Origin of the sequence: Serratia sarumanii, from assembly GCF_029962605.1 — a bacterium.
GTDB lineage: Bacteria > Pseudomonadota > Gammaproteobacteria > Enterobacterales > Enterobacteriaceae > Serratia > Serratia sarumanii.
This window is the reverse complement of the sequence record NZ_CP124750.1, coordinates 760,522-777,482: the sequence shown is the minus strand read 5'-3', so window position 1 is coordinate 777,482 and position 16,961 is coordinate 760,522. Positions and strand designations below refer to the sequence as shown.

Here is a 16,961-nt window from a genome sequence, read left to right as displayed (position 1 = left end):
TACGGATGGCTATTCCCGCAATGATGAAAAAAATCCTGCTTGCCTGCTGTGGCGCCCTGCTGAGTGGCGCCGCGCATGCCGATGCCGTCAACGGCCGGATCGGCGTTACTCTGACCATTGAACCGCAATGCGCCGTGCGCCTCGAGGCCGCCGCCCCACGGGCCGAATGCAGCCATGCGGCGGCGCAGCCGAACATTACCCGCCAACCGGCGCTGGAGAACGGGGCGGAAGTGATCCTCGTGGAATGGTAGGCATAAAAAAACCCGCCGGCCGTAAGGCGAGCGGGTTGACATTCTGACAGGCAAACTCAAATGCTGAACGACGAACCGCAACCGCAGGTGGTTTTGGCATTCGGGTTGGTCACCACGAAGCGCGACCCTTCCAGCCCTTCGGTGTAGTCCACCGAACCGCCGACCAGATACTGCAGGCTCATCGGATCGACCACCAGCGCCACGCCCTGCTTCTCGATGGTCATATCGCCATCGTTGACCTTGTCGTCAAAAGTGAAGCCGTACTGGAATCCGCTGCAGCCGCCGCCGGTAATGTAAACCCGCAGCTTAAGGTTCGGATTTTCTTCGTCAGCAATCAGGAACTTAACCTTGCTTGCTGCTGCCTCGGTAAATTGCAGGGGCAGTGCCGTTTGATCACTCATACTCTTTACTCCCAACATTGTTCAGCATCAGATCGCTACTATGGCTGCCTGATTAATATTAACGATTATCCGATACCTGAGTGTTGCGTTCAAGTATTCACCGCATTTGTTGTATTTTCCTTACCTGTTTTCTCCGCCGCTTCCCGCACCAGCTGCGCCTCCTGCCTTTGCAGCGTGCGGGCCAGGATCGACGAATACAGCGGCTTGCCGCCGAGCAGCTGCGCCACCACCGTGGCGCCGAGGCAGGTGATGATCATCGGTAAAATGAGTTGGTAGTTGTCGGTCATTTCCAGCACCAGCACGATGCCGGTCAGCGGGGCGCGCACCGTGGCGGCGAACAGCGCCCCCATGCCGGCGATGGCGAAGGTGCCCGCCTCGATGCCGTACTGCGGGAACAGATGCGCCCCCGCCAGCCCGAAGGCGGTGCCGAACAGCGTGCCCAGCGCCAGCATAGGCGCGAAGATGCCGCCCGGCGCGCCGGAGCCGAAGCACAGCAGCGTAGTGAAGATGCGGGTAATAAAGATGAACATCAACATGCCGACGCTGTAATTGCCCGCCGCGGCGATCGGGATCAGCCCAAAGCCGCCGCCCGCCGCCTCCGGCTGGATCAGCCCCAGAATGCCGCACACGCCGCCGAGCAGCCCGCCCATCAGCAAGACATTGCGCATTCTGCCGCCGTGCAGGCGCGCAAACATATCCTGAGTGCGGAAGATCAGCGCGTTGAATCCCACGCCCACCGCGCCGAATATCGCCCCCAGCACCAGATAGAGCCACAGGGTATTAATGGGCGCCGAAGAAAGTTTATCGACCGCGATCACCGAGCCCTGGCCGTTAAACAGCTGGAACACCACGCTCGACATGATCACGCCGATAAACACCGCTTTAATCGAGATCAGGTTGTAGCGGAACTGCGGCCGCATCTCTTCGATGATGAACAAGATGCCGGCCAGCGGCGCATTGAAGGCGGCAGACAGCCCCGCGGCGGCTCCGGTCGCCAGCAGCGTATGACGCGCCTCGGCGCCGCGAATGCGCAGCACGTCCAATACCATGCGCCCGACGTTGCCACCCATTTGCACCGTGGGCCCTTCGCGCCCCAGCACCATGCCCGCCCCCAGCGTGCCCATGCCGCCGATGAATTTCACCGGGATCACGCGCCACCAGCGCACCGGCCGCAGCTCCTCCAGCGCGCCTTCGATCTCCGGAATGCCCGAGCCGCCCGCCTCAGGGGCAAAGCGCCGCACCAGGTAATAGCCCAGCGCCGCCAGCGCGGCAGACAGGATAAACGCCAGCGGCCACACCAGGATCCAGGAGTCGGCGACCTGCGCCAGCGAAGCCAGCCGCTGCTGCTGCACCCACTCCACCGCCTTATCGAAGGCCACGCCGAGCAAACCGGCCAGCGTCCCCACCAGCGCGGCCATCACCAGGATCGCCACCGGCGTTTTATCGCGGCGAATAAACTGACGCACCGCATCGCTGCGGCTAAGACGCGGGCTCAACGTCCCGACTGGCTGTGATTGTGATTCCGTCATCGCGAGTAATTCGTTAGGTAATTTGTAATACAAATAGGCAAGGCGGTTATTCTACCCCAACCCGGCGGCGGGCGCTGCCGTTAATGGTATCTGACTGTGATCGTTTCATAACGCGGCGCTCTCCTCTAGAATAGCGCGGTCAAATCATTCAAAAGAGAATCCAGGAGCCGATTTATGAGCCTACACAGCAAGTCCGAAAGTCTGTACGCCCAGGCGCAACAGTTGATCCCCGGCGGGGTGAACTCTCCGGTGCGTGCATTCACCGGCGTGGGCGGTGTGCCGCTGTTTATCGAGCGGGCAGACGGGGCTTATCTGTTCGATGCCGACGGCAAGGCCTATATCGACTATGTCGGTTCCTGGGGGCCGATGGTGCTGGGGCACAACCACCCGGCGATCCGCGACGCGGTGATCGAAGCGGCGCAGCGCGGCCTGAGCTTCGGCGCGCCGACCGAGATGGAAGTCAAAATGGCGCAGCTGGTCACCGAGCTGGTGCCGACGATGGATATGGTGCGCATGGTGAACTCGGGCACCGAAGCCACCATGAGCGCCATCCGCCTGGCGCGCGGCTACACCAACCGCGACAAAATCATCAAGTTCGAAGGCTGCTACCACGGCCACGCCGACTGCCTGCTGGTGAAAGCCGGTTCCGGTGCGCTGACCCTCGGCCAGCCGAACTCACCGGGCGTGCCGGCAGATTTCGCCAAGCACACCCTGACCTGCACCTATAACGACCTGGATTCGGTGCGGGCCGCCTTCGAGCAGTACCCGTCCGAGATCGCCTGTATCATCGTCGAGCCGGTCGCCGGCAACATGAACTGCGTGCCGCCGCTGCCGGAATTCCTGCCGGGCCTGCGCGCGCTGTGCGACAAGTACGGCGCGCTCTTAATCATCGATGAAGTGATGACCGGCTTCCGCGTGGCGCTGGCCGGCGCACAGTCCTATTACGGCGTCGAGCCGGATCTGACCTGCCTCGGCAAAATTATCGGCGGCGGCATGCCGGTGGGCGCCTTCGGCGGCCGCCGCGACGTGATGGACGCGCTGGCGCCGACCGGCCCGGTCTACCAGGCGGGCACCCTGTCCGGCAACCCGATCGCCATGGCGGCGGGCTATGCCTGCCTGACCGAAGTGTCGCAGGTGGGCGTGCACCAGACGCTGACCGAACTGACCGAGATGCTGGCCGCTGGCCTGCTGCACGCGGCGCAGGAAGAGAATATCCCGCTGGTGGTCAACAACGTCGGCGGCATGTTCGGCCTGTTCTTCACCGACGCGCCGGCGGTCACCTGCTACCAGGACGTGATGCAGTGCGACGTGGAACGCTTCAAGCTCTTCTTCCATCTGATGCTGGAAGAAGGGGTGTATCTGGCGCCGTCCGCCTTCGAAGCGGGCTTCATGTCCGTGGCGCACAGCAAGGAAGACATTCAGCGCACCATCGACGCCGCGCGTCGCTGCTTTGCCAAGCTGTAATCCCGGCCGAATGGCCAAAAAAACGGGCGCCTCGGCGCCCGTTTTGCTTTTCGCTGCCGCTTAAAGCAGCGTGCCGTAAATGGTCAACAGCGCCACCACCACCACGATGATCATTGTCACCTTGCGCGCCAGCGTCACCGCCGCCCGCGGCGTTTGCACCGGATCCATATGCGGATCGCGCGCCAGCGAGAACTGCGCCAGCCGCGTCAGCACCTGATACGACGATGAATGCCGATCCCCCAGCGAGGCGAACCAGGCCGGCAGCGCCCGCTCGCCGTGGCCGAACAGCGCATAGGCCACCCCGGCCAAGCGCACCGGGATCCAGTCCAGCCAGTTCAGCAGGTGATCGATGCCCGATTGCGAACGCTCCAGCGGCGTATTGTGGCGCGCCAGCCAGGTTTGATAGGCGCGCAGGAAGGCATATCCCGCCAGCGCGATCGGCCCGTAAGGCCCAAAGACCACGAACCAGAACAGCGGCGCTAGATAATAACGGAAGTTGATCCACAGCAGCGCGTTTTGCAGCTCGCGCAGGCGCAGCTCTTCGCTGCAGTCCACCGGCAAACCGTGGATCAACGCCAGCTCTTCCGCCATCTGATCGCTGGCGTGGGTATCGCCCTGCCGCGCCGCTTTCAGGTAGGCGCGGTAGTGTTTGCGCTTGATGCCGGCGCCGACGCACAGCAGATCGATGACGATCCACAGCAGCAGCGTCACCACGCCGAAGAACAACCCGTGCGACAGCCACAGAACGCCCCAGACGATCACCATCCAGGCGGCGGTCATCGCCAGCGTCTGCGCCAGCGAAACCCGATGCAGCCGCTGAAACACCACTTCGAGACGGTGATCCAGCTGCCAGTGTTCTCCCAGCTTAAACAGGCGCTCCCAGGCCAAAACCAGCAACAGCGTAAACAGCGTCATTAGCGATTCCTCTCCCTTTTTCTTGTCTCAAGCATAGCGTCGGCGGGCGCGCCGCGTTGTTCCAGAGATGCCAGATAGCGATCCCAATCGAACGCCGGCCCGGGATCGGTCTTGCGGCCGGGGGCGATATCGCAATGCCCGGCGATATTGGCCACCAGCGGCGGATAATGTTCGGCCAGCAGCGCGGTGACCGCCTGCAGCGCGCGGTATTGCGCCTCGGTGTAGGGTAACTGATCGGTGCCTTCCAGCTCGATGCCGATGGAGAAATCGTTGCACCGGTCGCGCCCCTGATACAGGGAAACGCCCGCGTGCCAGGCGCGCTGGTCGAAGGGCACGTACTGCACGATCTCCCAGTCGCGGCGGATCAGGCAGTGCGCCGACACCCGCAGCTGATGGATCTCGGCAAAATAGGGATGCTGTGCGGGATCGAGCGTGCCGGTAAACAACTGGTCGATATAGGGGCCGCCGAACTCGCCGGGCGGCAGGCTGATGTTGTGGATGACCAGCAGCGACGGCGGCTCGTCATCCGGGCGCCGATCGCAGTGCGGCGAGACCACTCGCGTCACCCCGATAATCCAGCCATTTTCCAACTGCATCAGACACCTCTCTGCGGTGGTACTTATTCCTGCAACAGAGTAGCATGTTCCCCTACGATCTAACCGTCCATTTCGGAGTTTTCCATGCCGACACGCCGCTACAGTGCCGACAGTCGCCGCACCGAGCTTCTTGAACGAATTGAAAGTGATATTCCCTATGCCGTCGCCCAGGCGCTGCGCGAAGACCTGGGGGGTGAAGTCGACGCCGGGCGCGATATTACCGCGCAATTGTTACCGGCGGACAAGCAGGCCGAAGCCACCGTCATCACCCGCGAAGCCGGCGTATTCTGTGGCCGCCGCTGGCTGAATGAGGTCTTTATTCAGTTGGGCAATCAGGTGCAGGTGGAGTGGCTGGTGGCGGACGGCGACCGTCTGACGCCGAACCAACCGCTCTGCCGGCTGCGCGGCCCGGCGCGGGTGATGCTGACCGGCGAGCGCACCGCGCTGAACTTCGTGCAGACGCTCTCCGGCGTGGCGACCGAGGTCAGCCGCTACGTGGCCCTGCTGGAAGGCACCCGGACTCGCCTGCTCGATACCCGCAAGACCCTGCCCGGCCTGCGCACCGCGCTGAAATACGCCGTGCTGTGCGGGGGCGGCAGCAACCACCGGCTGGGGCTGTCCGACGCCTTCCTGATCAAGGAAAACCACATCATCGCCTCCGGCTCTATCAAGAACGCGGTGGAAAAAGCCTTCTGGCTGCACGCCGACGTGCCGGTGGAAGTGGAAGTCGAATCGCTCGATGAACTGCAGCAGGCGCTGGACGCCGGCGCCGACATCATCATGCTGGACAACTTCAGCGTCGAGATGATGCGCCAGGCGGTCGCCCAAACCCAGGGCCGCGCCCAGCTGGAAGTATCCGGCAACGTCACCAGTGAGACGCTGCGCACCTTCGCCGAGACCGGCGTGGATTACATTTCGGTCGGCGCGCTGACCAAGCATGTGACCGCGCTCGATCTGTCGATGCGCTTCAAATGATCCCCTCGCCCCCGGCCGCTGCCGGGGGCGTTACCGTAAAATTGCGAAGCCCCTCGCACCCTTTTATTCACCGCTGCAAACAACGTCATTACTGATGGAAGCGCGCCGAGAAACGCGCAAAAGCCCCTCGCCGTGCCCCCGCGCAAACCGCTACCGTTGCCTTCCACACCCTTATGGAGGAGACAACGCATGGAAACGCAACGCGGCTTTACCCTGATAGAACTGATGGTGGTGATCGCCATCATCGCCATCCTCAGCGCCATCGGCATTCCCGCCTACCAGCGCTACATCCAGAAAGCGGCGATGACCGACATGCTGCAAACCATGTCGCCGTACAAACTGGCGGTCGAGCTGTGTGTCCTGGACGAAGGCGCCCCCACCGGCTGTGAAGCCGGCAGCAAAGGCATTCCCACCGGCGGCACGTCGCGTTACGTCAGCGGGGTGAAAGTCGTCAAAGGCGTGATCACGCTGACCGGCACCCAAACGCTGCAGGGGCTGGCGGTGGCATTAACCCCCAAAGCGAACGCCGATGGGCTGACCCGCTGGAGCCGGCTGTGCAGCAGCGAAAACGCAACGCTGGTTGAAGTGTGCCAGGAAGTCTTCCGCTTCGACAACGCGGCGGAGTAACGGCGATGAACGCGCAAATCAGCGAAGAAGTTCACGCCCTGTGCCGGCGCTATCAGGCGCTGGCGCTGAACGAAGATCCGACCACCCTGACGATCGCCCTCAACGAAGAGGCGCCGCAAGGGCTGCTGGCGGCGCTGCGTTTCGCCACCGGCAAGCGCATCCATCTGGAGCAATGGCCGGCGGCCAGGCTGGAGCAGGCGCTGAACCAACGCCAGGAACCGCTACCGGCGCCGCTGGCGGCCGAAGAAGACAGCGCCGACATCGCCTACCCCGACGACGGCGACGCGCCGGTGGTGCAGTTCATCAACCAGACGCTGCGCCTGGCCATTCAGCGTCGCGCCTCGGACGTCCACTTCGAGCCCTTTCGGCAGCATTTTCGCATTCGCCTGCGCATCGACGGCGTGCTGCAAACCCTCGCCTCGCCGTCACCCCAGCTGACCGCACGCCTCATCGCCCGGCTGAAGATCCTCGGCCAGCTGGATATCACCGAGCGCCGTCAGCCTCAGGACGGGCAGCTCAGCCTGACGCTGGACGGCGCGCGCTATGCCATGCGTATCGCCACTCTGCCGACGCTGCACGGCGAAAAGGTGGTGCTGCGCGTTCAGCAGGGCGAACAGCAGGAGCTGCCGCTGGATCAACTGGGCATGAGCCGAGCGGATCTGGCGCGCTACGCGGCGGCGCTGGCCTGCCCGCAAGGTTTGATCCTGGTGACCGGCCCGACCGGCAGCGGCAAGACGGTAACGCTGTACAGCGGCCTGCGCCAGTTGAACGATGCGCAAAGCAACCTGTGCAGCGTCGAAGATCCTGTCGAGATACCGCTGTTCGGCGTCAATCAAACCCAGATCAACGCCAAAACCGAGCTGAGCTTCGCCCGGGTGCTGCGCGCCCTGCTGCGCCAGGATCCGGATGTCATCATGATCGGCGAGATCCGCGATGCGGAAACCGCCGAGATCGCGGTCAAGGCCGCGCAAACCGGCCACCTGGTGCTGTCGACGCTGCATACCAACTCCACCGGCGAAACCCTGACGCGCCTGATGCACATGGGTATCCCCGGCTACCTGCTCGCCGGCTGCCTGAAGCTGGTCATCGCACAGCGGCTGGTGCGCAGGCTGTGTCGCCACTGCCGCTACCCGCACAGCCAGCCGACGCATTTTCCTGCCTCGGTCTGGCCGGAGCCGCTGACCGCCTGGCGCGCCGACGGCTGCGAGCATTGCTTCGGCGGCTACTATGGGCGCATCGGCGTGTATGAGCTGTTGGCCATTACGCCGGAAATACAGGCGGCGTTGCTGGCGAACGCCGCGCCCAGCCGGCTGGCGGATGTCGCCCGCGAGCAGGGGCAGCTTTCGCTGCTGCAGGCGGGCCTGGCGCTGGCCAGCGAAGGCGCGACCTCGCTGGAAGAGCTGTACCGCGTGATCGACGTCGTCCAGCTCGGCGTAACCGCGCCATGAAAGCGCGCCGGCTGTTTCTTTGGCAGGCTTTCGACGCCCAGGGCGCCCTGCGCCGCGGCGAACTGATGAGCGATGAAAAACGGCAGGTGAGCCGGTTACTGATTGAGCAAGGTATGCAACCCTGGCGGATCGGGCACGGCAAACGCGTCACGCCCGGCCAGTGGCGCGGAGAACCTTTGATCCACTTCACCCGCCAACTCGCCACCCTGCTGCAGGCCGGGTTGCCGCTGGTCAATACGCTGCAGCTTCTGGCGGCAGAGCACCCTTCGGCGGCCTGGCGTTGCCTGTTGCGCCAGTTGGCAGAACAGGTGCGCGAAGGGCAGCCGCTCTCCGAAACCCTTGCCGCGCAGCCAGGCGTTTTTCCACTTATCTATCGCCAACTGATCGCCATCGGCGAGCTAACCGGCAATCTCGATCGCTGCTGCCTGCAGCTGGCGCAACAGCAGGAAGCCCAGCTGCTGCTGCGCCGCAAAGTGACCAAAGCGCTGCGCTATCCCCTCTTCATCTGTGCGGTGGCGCTGCTGGTCAGCGTGCTGATGCTGGTGATGGTGCTGCCGGAATTCGCCAAGGTTTATCAGTCGTTCGATGCGCCGCTGCCCTGGTTTACCCAAGGGTTATTGGGGTTGTCCGCGCTGCTGATCGCCGTTGGCCCCTATTTGGCGCTGCTGCTCGGCGCATTGCTGTTCGGCTATTGCCGCTGGCTGCATCCGCGCCCGCCGTGGCGCCGACGTGAGCAGGCCGCCTTGCTGCGCCTGCCGCTGATCGCCCGGCTGGTGAGCGGCGGCGCGCTGAGCCAAACCTTTCGTATTCTGACCATGACCCAACGCGCGGGGCTGACGCTGGTGGAAGGGTTGAACGCGGCGGCGCTGGCGGCCGACCATCTGCTGTACCGACAGGCGCTGGAGCAGGTGCAGCGGCAGCTCGCCGAAGGCGAGGCGTTTCATCACGCCCTCGCCCTGCAACCGCTGTTTCCGCCGCTGTGCCGGCAGCTGGTGCGGGTGGGCGAAGAATCGGGCTCGCTGGACGTCTTGCTGGATAAATTGGCGCAGTGGTATGAACGGCAGACGCACGAGCTGGCCGATACGCTGGCGCAAACGCTGGAGCCGCTGCTGATGCTGGTGGTGGGCGGGATTGTCGGCGCTTTGGTGATCGCCATGTACCTGCCTATCTTTCAACTGGGCAGCGTGCTGGGATAAAAAAGAGGATAGCGGGCGCCGCGGTACGCGACGCCCGAATGCAAGGTGCGGCTTATTTGCTGCCGAAGACGCGGTTTTCCTGCTCCGCCACGCGGATAAAGGTGGTGCGCTTGGTCAGCTCTTTCAGGCGCTCGGCGCCAACGTAGGTGCAAGCAGAGCGCAGGCCGCCGAGGATATCGCGCACGGTAAACTCCACCTCGCCGCGCAGCGGCAGCTTGACGGTTTTGCCTTCGGCCGCGCGATACTCCGCCACGCCGCCGACGTGGCGCTTCATCGCCGACTCGGAGCTCATGCCGTAGAACAGCATGAACTTTTCGCCGTTCTCTTCCACCACGGTGCCTTCACACTCGTCGTGGCCGGCCAGCATGCCGCCCAGCATCACGAAGTCAGCGCCGCCGCCGAAGGCTTTAGCGACGTCGCCCGGCACCGAGCAGCCGCCGTCGCTGACGATTTGGCCGCCCAGCCCGTGGGCAGCATCGGCGCATTCAATCACCGCCGACAGCTGCGGGTAGCCCACGCCGGTCTTCACGCGGGTAGTACAGACTGAGCCCGGGCCGATGCCAACCTTAACGATGTCGGCGCCGGAGAGGATCAGCTCTTCCACCATCTCGCCGGTCACTACGTTGCCGGCGCAGATCACGTGATTCGGGCAGGCTTCGCGCGCTTTCTGCAGGAAGGCGACGAAGTGTTCAGAGTAGCCGTTGGCCACGTCGATGCAGATGAATTTCAGCGCCGGAGACAGAGCCAGGATCTGCTGCATTTTGGCGAAGTCGGCTTCGGAGGTGCCGGTGGACACCATCACGTGGCGCAGCACCGATTCCGGCATGCGCTGCACGAAGTCAGCCCATTGCTCGACGCTGTAATGTTTGTGTACGGCGGTGAGAACGTCGAAAGAAGCCAGGGCCTCTGCCATGCGGAAGGTGCCCACCGTGTCCATGTTGGCGGCGATAATCGGCACGCCGGACCAGCTGCAACCTGAATGCTTGAAGGTAAACTGACGTTCCAGTTCAACCTCGGAACGGCTTTTCAGCGTGGAGCGCTTAGGGCGGATCAACACGTCTTTAAAGCCCAACTTCAAATCTTCTTCAATACGCATGACTTATGATTTCCTGGTTAATGGCGACGGATCGCAAGGAGGATGTTCGAATCTCTGCCCGACGGCTTTCCAGTGGCGCAAAAAGACGGCGGCGAGATTAATGCCAGTTCCAGTGACGTTATAATACGCGCTAATAATCGCCGAACAAGACTGCGAATTCGCCTTTATTTACGCTACAATCCGACAAATTTACCTGCATAATCGCAGTGTGATTGCCCGCTCATTTTTGCCGTGCCGCTGCGCTTTTTCTCGCCGCCCGAACGGTGCCGACGCGCAAGCGCCGCCTGCCGACTTGCACTTCTGCGCGATCGCTTTATGATTCGACTATTATTTTTTTATGAACATCGGATGCACCTAACACCATGGCCTACATTGTTGCGTTGACCGGGGGCATAGGCAGCGGCAAGACGACCGTCGCGAACGCCTTTGCGCGCCACGGCGCAACCCTTGTCGATGCCGACGTGATCGCCCGTCAGGTCGTCGAGCCGGGCACCCCTGCCTTGGCCGCGATCGCCGAACGATTTGGTAATGAAATGTTGCTGCCGGACGGCGCGTTGAACCGTGCTGCGCTGCGTCAGCGCATCTTCAGCCATCCCGATGACAAAACCTGGCTGAACCAGCTGTTGCATCCGCTGATACACCGTGAAACCCAGCGCCAACTGGCGCAGGCCGCCAGCCCGTACGCGCTGTGGGTGGTGCCGTTGCTGGTGGAAAACGGCCTGCAGGATCGCGCCGATCGGGTGCTGGTGATCGACGTCGACGCCGAAACCCAGCTGGCTCGCACCATCGCGCGCGACGGCGTCAGCCGTGAGCAGGCGCAAAGCATTCTCGCCGCCCAGGCCACGCGCCGGCAGCGCCTCGCCGTGGCGGATGACATTATTGACAACAGCGGCGCCGCTCAGGGGATAGAGCCACAGGTCGCCGCACTGCATCGTCGCTACCTTGAACTGGCGGCAACAGCGCCCCAACAGGATTAAACTGCATGAGTGATGTTTCCCCAACCGTTCTCTTTGAACACCCGCTGAACGAAAAAATGCGCACCTGGCTGCGCATCGAATTCCTGCTGCAACAGCTGCACGGCCAACGCGCCCTGAGTGAAACCGCCATCGCCCTCACCTTCTTTCGCACCGTCTCCGACTTGCTGGACGTGCTGGAGCGCGGCGAAGTGCGCACCGAACTGCTCAAAGAGCTGGAGCGCCAGCAGCAGAAACTGTTGGCCTGGGCCGATGTACCGGGCGTGGATATGGCGCTGATCGACCAGTTGCGCGGCCAGTTGAAGTCGCGCTCATCGGCGCTGATGGCGGCGCCGCGCCTCGGCCAGGCGCTGCGCGAAGACCGGCTGATCGGCCTGGTGCGCCAGCGGCTGAACATTCCCGGCGGCTGCTGCAGCTTCGATCTGCCGACCCTACACATGTGGATGCACGCGCCGCAGCAGGATCGCGACGCCGACGTCGCCACCTGGCTGCAGTCGCTGGATCCGCTGAACCAGGCGCTGACCATGGTGCTGGATCTGATCCGCCAGTCCGGACCGTTCCGCAATCAAATCAGCCTGAACGGCTTTTTCCAGGACAACGCCGAAGGGGCGGATCTGCTGCGCCTGCGCCTCCATCTGGCGCCACAGCTTTATCCGCAGATTTCCGGCCACAAGACGCGTTATGCCATTCGTTTCCTGCCGCTGGACAGCGAAAATGGCGTGGTGCCTGAACGCCTGACGTTCGAACTGGCCTGTTGTTGAACTTGTGAAAGAAAGCCTTCTCAGCACTGACAGAAGGCGTAAGGAACCGTTATGACGACCGTAGTAAAATGCCCAACCTGTGGCACCGGCGTGGTTTGGGGTGAAGTCAGCCCGTTCCGGCCGTTTTGCAGCAAGCGCTGCCAGCTGATCGATCTCGGCGAGTGGGCCGATGAAGAGAAGCGCATTCCGAGCAACAGCGATCTGTCGGAAAGCGAAGACTGGAGTGAAATGGACGATCGCTGATCGCCCACGGTTGGCCTGGCGGGCGCCAGGCCACGCTTGTCATTGCGCGGCGTTCGCCTGCGCCACCAGCAGTCGGATGATGCCGACGTTGGCTTCCGGGAATTCGTCTTCACGCAGATCCGCCTGTTTTACCCAGCGCATCGGTTGCCCTTCACGGCCGAACGGCTCGCCTGCCCAGGCCTCCACCAGATAAAAATTCAGCGTCACGATGCGATCGCTGAAGCGATGCTCCACTACCTCCAGCAGCTCGGCGCGTTCGGCTTCGATACCGGTCTCTTCCCGCAGCTCGCGGCTCAGCGCCTGTTCCGGCGTTTCACCCTGTTCGATCTTGCCGCCGGGAAACTCCCAGAACCCGGCCATGTGCGCGTCGGCGGCGCGGCGGGTAATAAAGATCTCCCGTTGCGCATTGCGGATGATGCCCACGGCGATATTCAGATGTTTCATCTCACCCTCCTGATGGGTGTCAAAAAACAGGGGCTCAGCAAGCTGAACCCCTGGTGTTATCGGTTAACCGCGGCCGGCATTACTGCAGGCGGCCGTGGCACTGCTTGTATTTCTTGCCGGAGCCGCATGGGCATGGATCGTTGCGGCCCACTTTACGCTCGGCGGTCACCGGCGCGTTCGGATCTTCGGTCACCAGCGCGTTCTCGTCGTGGTGGCTCAACTGTTGGTGCTGTGCCAGGCGCTCGGCCTCTTCACGGCGCTGCTGTTCCAGCGCTTCCACCTCTTCCGGCATCCGCACCTGAACCTTGCTCAGCACGCTGATCACTTCGTATTTCAGCGATTCCAGCATGGTGGCGAACATGTTGAAGGATTCACGCTTGTACTCCTGCTTCGGATCCTTCTGCGCATAGCCGCGCAGGTGGATACCCTGACGCAGGTAGTCCATCGCCGCCAGGTGCTCTTTCCACAGGGAGTCCAGCGTCTGCAGCATCACGCCCTTCTCGAAGTTGCGCATCATTTCGCTGCCGACCACGTCTTCCTTACGCTGGTACTGCTCTTTGGCGTTCTCCAGAATGCGTTCGCGCAGCGTCTCTTCGTGCAGCTCCGGCTCTTTGTCCAGCCATTGTGCGATCGGCATCTCCAGATCGAAGTCGTTCTTCAGGCGCTCTTCCAACCCCTGAATGTCCCACTCTTCTTCCAGCGACTGCGGCGTGATGTAGTTGTCGATGGTGCTCTTGAACACGTCCTCGCGGATGCTGGCGATGGTTTCGCTCACGTCGGACACGTCCAGCAATTCGTTACGCTGGCTGTAGATGGCACGGCGCTGATCGTTGGCGACGTCGTCGTATTCCAGCAGCTGCTTACGGATGTCGAAGTTGCGGCTCTCTACCTTGCGCTGGGCGTTGGCGATCGCCTTGGTCACCCACGGGTGCTCAATCGCTTCGCCTTCTTTCATACCCAGTTTACGCATCATGCCGGACACGCGATCCGAGGCGAAGATACGCATCAGGGCATCTTCCATCGACAGGTAGAAGCGGGATGAACCGGCATCGCCCTGACGACCGGAACGGCCGCGCAGCTGGTTATCGATACGGCGCGATTCATGGCGCTCGGTGCCGATGATATGCAGGCCGCCCGCCGCCAGCACCGCGTCGTGGCGTTCTTTCCAGGCGGCTTTGATGGCTTCAATCTGCTCTTCGGTCGGCGCTTCCAGCAGCGCCACTTCGGCCTGCCAGCTGCCGCCCAGCACGATATCGGTACCACGGCCCGCCATGTTGGTGGCGATGGTCACCGCGCCGCTCTGGCCGGCCTGGGCGACGATGTCCGCTTCCATGGCGTGGAACTTGGCGTTCAGCACCTTGTGGTCGATGCCCGCTTTGGTCAGTTCGCGGGAAACCACTTCAGATTTCTCGATCGAGATGGTGCCCACCAGCACCGGCTGGCCTTTGGCGGTACGCTCGCGGATGTCTTCGATGATGGCGCCGATCTTCTCTTTCTCGGTCATGTACACCAGATCCGGCATATCCTTACGGATCATCGGACGGTTGGTTGGCACCACGATGGTGTCCAGCTTGTAGATCGAGCTGAATTCGAAGGCTTCGGTATCGGCGGTACCGGTCATCCCCGCCAGCTTCTCGTACAGACGGAAGTAGTTCTGGAAGGTGATCGAAGCCAGCGTCTGGTTCTCGTTCTGGATCTCCACGCCTTCTTTGGCTTCCACCGCCTGGTGCAGGCCGTCGGACCAACGGCGGCCCTGCATGGTACGGCCGGTGTGTTCGTCGACGATGATCACTTCGCCATCTTTCACGATGTAGTCAACGTCGCGGGTGAAAAGCACGTGGGCGCGCAGCGCGGCGGTAACGTGGTGCATCAACATGATGTTGGTCGGCGAGTACAGCGACTCGCCCTCATCCATGATGCCGGCTTCCACCAGCATCTCTTCGATCAGGATCAGGCCGCGTTCGGTCAGGTGGACCTGGCGCGCCTTCTCATCCACCGAGAAGTGCCCTTCCCCCTTGAAGGTGTCGGAGTCTTCTTTTTCCTGGCGGATCAGTTTAGGGATCAGCTTGTTGACCTTGATGTACATCTCAGAGCTGTCTTCGGCCGGGCCGGAGATGATCAGCGGCGTACGCGCTTCATCGATCAGGATGGAGTCCACCTCATCCACCAGCGCATAGTGCAGTTTGCGCTGCACGCGCTCTTCCGGGCTGAACGCCATGTTGTCGCGCAGGTAGTCGAAGCCGTATTCGTTGTTGGTGCCGTAGGTGATGTCGGCGGCGTAAGCTTCGCGCTTGGCCGGCGCCGGCATGCCCGGCAGGTTGATGCCGATGCTCAGGCCGAGGAACTCGAACAGCGGACGGTTGTTTTCGGCGTCACGCTGCGCCAGATAGTCGTTGACGGTCACGACGTGCACCCCGCGGCCGCTCAGGGCGTTCAGGTAAGCCGGCAGCGTGGCGGTCAGGGTTTTACCTTCACCGGTGCGCATCTCGGCGATGCAGCGGTCGTTCAGCACCATGCCACCCAGCAGCTGCACGTCGAAATGACGCATGCCGAACACGCGTTTGCTCGCCTCACGCACTACGGCGAAGGCTTCCGGGATCAGGCTTTCCAGCGATTCGCCCTTCTCCAGGCGCGCGCGGAATTCGTTGGTTTTCGCTTTCAGCTCATCATCGGACAGTTTTTCCATGTCCGGTTCCATGCGGTTGATCTGCTCAACCACTTTGCGCATGCGGCGCAGGGTACGATCGTTACGGCTGCCAAAAACTTTGGTTAATAATTTCACTAACATGATGTTTGATATCTCTGTCATGACGGCCTGATACGGCAGTCAACTTGCTATTATTTATGGTTTTTGTGCCCGAAGGGCGGAGTCAGACGAGCGCGGCAGGCCCGGCGCGAATGCCCTGTACCTGCGCCACCCACAGGCCGGTCTGGTGCCGTGCCAGCGTTGGCAGCACCTCAAGGTGGGTGTGGCGAATGATGGTCGGCGGCTTCGGCTCGTGCGTCAGCAGCGCGTTGAGGGTGGACAGCAGCGCCAGTTGCGCCACCTGCAAAGGGGGTTCCGCTTCGGCTTCGCTCTCCTGCACCCGCGCATAAACCGCCTGCGGCGCCAGCGCGAAAGAAAGGTGACGAATGACGGTGCGCAGCGCATGTTGCTGCCAATAATCTACGCTGAAGGTAGGACGGCGGTGCGCGTCCTGCAGCAGGGCCAGGCTGTTGAAGGTGCCATTGGCCGCATTTTGCCGGTTAAGGCTGGACGACGTATTCGGCAGTGCGGCCTGATCGGGGGCGCCGGACAAACTGGAAGACGCGCCAAGCGTGGCCGCAACCATCCCTAACAGGAGATGGGGCCAGAAATAACGTCTGCCAAATTGTCGCCAACGATTTAGAATACCGATCACGAGTTTATAATCCGCCGGAGCCCATTATGCGCGATAGCCGTCCACAATTATTAGATGTCCTGTTCGACGACGCGTCTGCCGGCAGCAAAGGGCCGCTGCATAACGTCCAGCAACGCGCGGTGGCGCTGCTCAAGCTTAACCGTGCAGTGAAGGGCCTGTTGCCCGCTCCCCTGCATCCCTGGTGCCGCGTCGCGAATTTCCGACAGGGTATTTTAGTGCTCGAAACGGCAAATGCCAGTTGGATGATGCGCTTGCGCTACGAACAACCCGCTTTGCTGTCTGCACTACGAGCGCAAATTCTACCATCATTGTCGTCGATCGACATCAGGATTAATCCGGCCTTGATGGCGAAAGGCAGCCACCAGGTGCAAAACGCAGAGAAAGCGCCGGAAAAACCGGTGCCGATGCGGCATTTGAGTCTGGAAAGTGCGGAAGAACTGAGAGGATTGGCGAGCCGTAGCCCGGAAAAACTGCGCAAGATATTGGAACGGCTGGCTGCATTGGCCGGAGAGGGTACCAACACAACCAGTCGTGATAAGTAATCAGCGACACAACTGCAAAACATCAGACCGCATCACGAGCCTGAATGCTCAGGCTCTCAGAGGATGCGCCTGCCATTATTTGCAGCAGGCGAGGAATT

The 16,961-nt window shown here is 62.2% G+C and carries 18 protein-coding genes; 10 read left to right on the top strand and 8 right to left on the bottom strand.

Annotated features, from left to right (window positions below; all coding sequences use genetic code 11):
- Positions 1-20: 20 nt before the first annotated feature.
- Positions 21-251, top strand: coding sequence for a hypothetical protein (locus SSARUM_RS03570; protein ID WP_050438977.1), 231 nt, complete (start codon positions 21-23; stop codon positions 249-251).
- 56 nt (positions 252-307) lie between these two features.
- On the opposite strand, the gene erpA is transcribed toward SSARUM_RS03570, so the two are convergent.
- Both erpA and clcA read right to left on the bottom strand, forming a co-directional pair.
- Positions 308-652, bottom strand: coding sequence for an iron-sulfur cluster insertion protein ErpA (gene erpA / locus SSARUM_RS03565; RefSeq protein WP_033649222.1), 345 nt, complete (start codon positions 650-652; stop codon positions 308-310).
- 89 nt (positions 653-741) lie between these two features.
- Positions 742-2,181, bottom strand: coding sequence for a H(+)/Cl(-) exchange transporter ClcA (gene clcA / locus SSARUM_RS03560; protein ID WP_043148134.1), 1,440 nt, complete (start codon positions 2,179-2,181; stop codon positions 742-744).
- A gap of 174 nt (positions 2,182-2,355) precedes the next feature.
- Between clcA and hemL the strand changes: the two genes are divergently transcribed.
- Positions 2,356-3,645 carry a glutamate-1-semialdehyde 2,1-aminomutase gene (gene hemL, locus SSARUM_RS03555; protein ID WP_039568850.1) on the top strand — a complete coding sequence of 430 codons (1,290 nt, stop codon included), beginning with the start codon at positions 2,356-2,358 and terminating at the stop codon, positions 3,643-3,645.
- Positions 3,646-3,705: 60 nt separating this feature from the next.
- Here the strand turns inward: hemL and ampE are convergent, their stop codons facing one another.
- Together ampE and ampD are read right to left on the bottom strand one after the other, a co-directional pair.
- On the bottom strand, positions 3,706-4,560 hold the full coding sequence (gene ampE / locus SSARUM_RS03550; protein WP_033631795.1) for a beta-lactamase regulator AmpE: 855 nt from the start codon (positions 4,558-4,560) through the stop codon (positions 3,706-3,708).
- Positions 4,560-5,156, bottom strand: coding sequence for a 1,6-anhydro-N-acetylmuramyl-L-alanine amidase AmpD (ampD, locus tag SSARUM_RS03545; protein ID WP_282494273.1), 597 nt, complete (start codon positions 5,154-5,156; stop codon positions 4,560-4,562). The genes ampE and ampD overlap by 1 nt, the downstream gene beginning before the upstream one ends.
- An 84-nt stretch (positions 5,157-5,240) precedes the next feature.
- Between ampD and nadC the strand changes: the two genes are divergently transcribed.
- The 4 genes from nadC to hofC all read left to right on the top strand — a co-directional run bounded on the left by nadC (position 5,241) and on the right by hofC (position 9,402).
- Positions 5,241-6,131 carry a carboxylating nicotinate-nucleotide diphosphorylase gene (nadC, locus tag SSARUM_RS03540; protein WP_019455086.1) on the top strand — a complete coding sequence of 297 codons (891 nt, stop codon included), beginning with the start codon at positions 5,241-5,243 and terminating at the stop codon, positions 6,129-6,131.
- Between the two features lie 189 nt (positions 6,132-6,320).
- Positions 6,321-6,758 carry a prepilin peptidase-dependent pilin gene (gene ppdD / locus SSARUM_RS03535; protein WP_033649215.1) on the top strand — a complete coding sequence of 146 codons (438 nt, stop codon included), beginning with the start codon at positions 6,321-6,323 and terminating at the stop codon, positions 6,756-6,758.
- Between the two features lie 5 nt (positions 6,759-6,763).
- Positions 6,764-8,206 (top strand): type II secretion system protein GspE, encoded by a 1,443-nt coding sequence (gene gspE, locus SSARUM_RS03530; RefSeq protein WP_060430890.1) that lies wholly within the window; start codon positions 6,764-6,766, stop codon positions 8,204-8,206.
- Complete coding sequence (gene hofC / locus SSARUM_RS03525; RefSeq protein ID WP_043148138.1) at positions 8,203-9,402, top strand: protein transport protein HofC; 1,200 nt, start codon at positions 8,203-8,205, stop codon at positions 9,400-9,402. Before gspE ends, hofC begins: the two co-directional genes overlap by 4 nt.
- A 52-nt stretch (positions 9,403-9,454) precedes the next feature.
- Here hofC and SSARUM_RS03520 read toward each other — a convergent pair whose 3' ends face one another.
- Positions 9,455-10,498 (bottom strand): GMP reductase, encoded by a 1,044-nt coding sequence (locus tag SSARUM_RS03520; RefSeq protein ID WP_015376656.1) that lies wholly within the window; start codon positions 10,496-10,498, stop codon positions 9,455-9,457.
- A gap of 362 nt (positions 10,499-10,860) precedes the next feature.
- On the opposite strand from SSARUM_RS03520, the gene coaE reads away from it, so the two are divergent.
- The 3 genes from coaE to yacG are packed head-to-tail and all read left to right on the top strand — an operon-like array spanning position 10,861 to position 12,476.
- Positions 10,861-11,475, top strand: a complete 615-nt coding sequence (gene coaE, locus SSARUM_RS03515; protein ID WP_033637119.1) for a dephospho-CoA kinase — start codon at positions 10,861-10,863, stop codon at positions 11,473-11,475.
- Positions 11,476-11,480: 5 nt separating this feature from the next.
- Positions 11,481-12,233 carry a cell division protein ZapD gene (zapD, locus tag SSARUM_RS03510; protein ID WP_033652917.1) on the top strand — a complete coding sequence of 251 codons (753 nt, stop codon included), beginning with the start codon at positions 11,481-11,483 and terminating at the stop codon, positions 12,231-12,233.
- Between the two features lie 51 nt (positions 12,234-12,284).
- Positions 12,285-12,476 (top strand): DNA gyrase inhibitor YacG, encoded by a 192-nt coding sequence (gene yacG, locus SSARUM_RS03505; RefSeq protein ID WP_004932737.1) that lies wholly within the window; start codon positions 12,285-12,287, stop codon positions 12,474-12,476.
- Between the two features lie 39 nt (positions 12,477-12,515).
- Here yacG and mutT read toward each other — a convergent pair whose 3' ends face one another.
- From mutT to secM, 3 genes are all read right to left on the bottom strand, one after another.
- On the bottom strand, positions 12,516-12,920 hold the full coding sequence (mutT, locus tag SSARUM_RS03500) for an 8-oxo-dGTP diphosphatase MutT (protein WP_033652916.1): 405 nt from the start codon (positions 12,918-12,920) through the stop codon (positions 12,516-12,518).
- A gap of 79 nt (positions 12,921-12,999) precedes the next feature.
- The gene (gene secA / locus SSARUM_RS03495; RefSeq protein WP_060430888.1) at positions 13,000-15,708 is read right to left on the bottom strand and encodes a preprotein translocase subunit SecA; all 2,709 of its coding nucleotides are present in this window, start codon (positions 15,706-15,708) and stop codon (positions 13,000-13,002) included.
- 82 nt (positions 15,709-15,790) lie between these two features.
- A complete protein-coding gene (gene secM / locus SSARUM_RS03490) occupies positions 15,791-16,321 on the bottom strand; it encodes a secA translation cis-regulator SecM (RefSeq protein ID WP_033649205.1) in 531 nt (176 codons plus the stop codon).
- Positions 16,322-16,347: 26 nt separating this feature from the next.
- Here secM and SSARUM_RS03485 point away from each other — a divergent pair, with 26 nt between their 5' ends.
- Entirely contained in the window at positions 16,348-16,863 is a 516-nt protein-coding gene (locus SSARUM_RS03485; protein ID WP_033637110.1) for a DUF721 domain-containing protein, read from the top strand.
- The last annotated feature ends 98 nt before the right edge of the window (positions 16,864-16,961 follow it).

Coding starts and splice junctions, on each gene's coding strand:
- SSARUM_RS03570 (WP_050438977.1), top strand. CDS start 21: ATGATGAAAAAAATCCTGCTTGCCTGCTGTGGCGCCCTGCTGAGTGGC.
- erpA (WP_033649222.1), bottom strand. CDS start 652: ATGAGTGATCAAACGGCACTGCCCCTGCAATTTACCGAGGCAGCAGCA.
- clcA (WP_043148134.1), bottom strand. CDS start 2,181: ATGACGGAATCACAATCACAGCCAGTCGGGACGTTGAGCCCGCGTCTT.
- hemL (WP_039568850.1), top strand. CDS start 2,356: ATGAGCCTACACAGCAAGTCCGAAAGTCTGTACGCCCAGGCGCAACAG.
- ampE (WP_033631795.1), bottom strand. CDS start 4,560: ATGACGCTGTTTACGCTGTTGCTGGTTTTGGCCTGGGAGCGCCTGTTT.
- ampD (WP_282494273.1), bottom strand. CDS start 5,156: ATGCAGTTGGAAAATGGCTGGATTATCGGGGTGACGCGAGTGGTCTCG.
- nadC (WP_019455086.1), top strand. CDS start 5,241: ATGCCGACACGCCGCTACAGTGCCGACAGTCGCCGCACCGAGCTTCTT.
- ppdD (WP_033649215.1), top strand. CDS start 6,321: ATGGAAACGCAACGCGGCTTTACCCTGATAGAACTGATGGTGGTGATC.
- gspE (WP_060430890.1), top strand. CDS start 6,764: ATGAACGCGCAAATCAGCGAAGAAGTTCACGCCCTGTGCCGGCGCTAT.
- hofC (WP_043148138.1), top strand. CDS start 8,203: ATGAAAGCGCGCCGGCTGTTTCTTTGGCAGGCTTTCGACGCCCAGGGC.
- SSARUM_RS03520 (WP_015376656.1), bottom strand. CDS start 10,498: ATGCGTATTGAAGAAGATTTGAAGTTGGGCTTTAAAGACGTGTTGATC.
- coaE (WP_033637119.1), top strand. CDS start 10,861: ATGGCCTACATTGTTGCGTTGACCGGGGGCATAGGCAGCGGCAAGACG.
- zapD (WP_033652917.1), top strand. CDS start 11,481: ATGAGTGATGTTTCCCCAACCGTTCTCTTTGAACACCCGCTGAACGAA.
- yacG (WP_004932737.1), top strand. CDS start 12,285: ATGACGACCGTAGTAAAATGCCCAACCTGTGGCACCGGCGTGGTTTGG.
- mutT (WP_033652916.1), bottom strand. CDS start 12,920: ATGAAACATCTGAATATCGCCGTGGGCATCATCCGCAATGCGCAACGG.
- secA (WP_060430888.1), bottom strand. CDS start 15,708: ATGTTAGTGAAATTATTAACCAAAGTTTTTGGCAGCCGTAACGATCGT.
- SSARUM_RS03485 (WP_033637110.1), top strand. CDS start 16,348: ATGCGCGATAGCCGTCCACAATTATTAGATGTCCTGTTCGACGACGCG.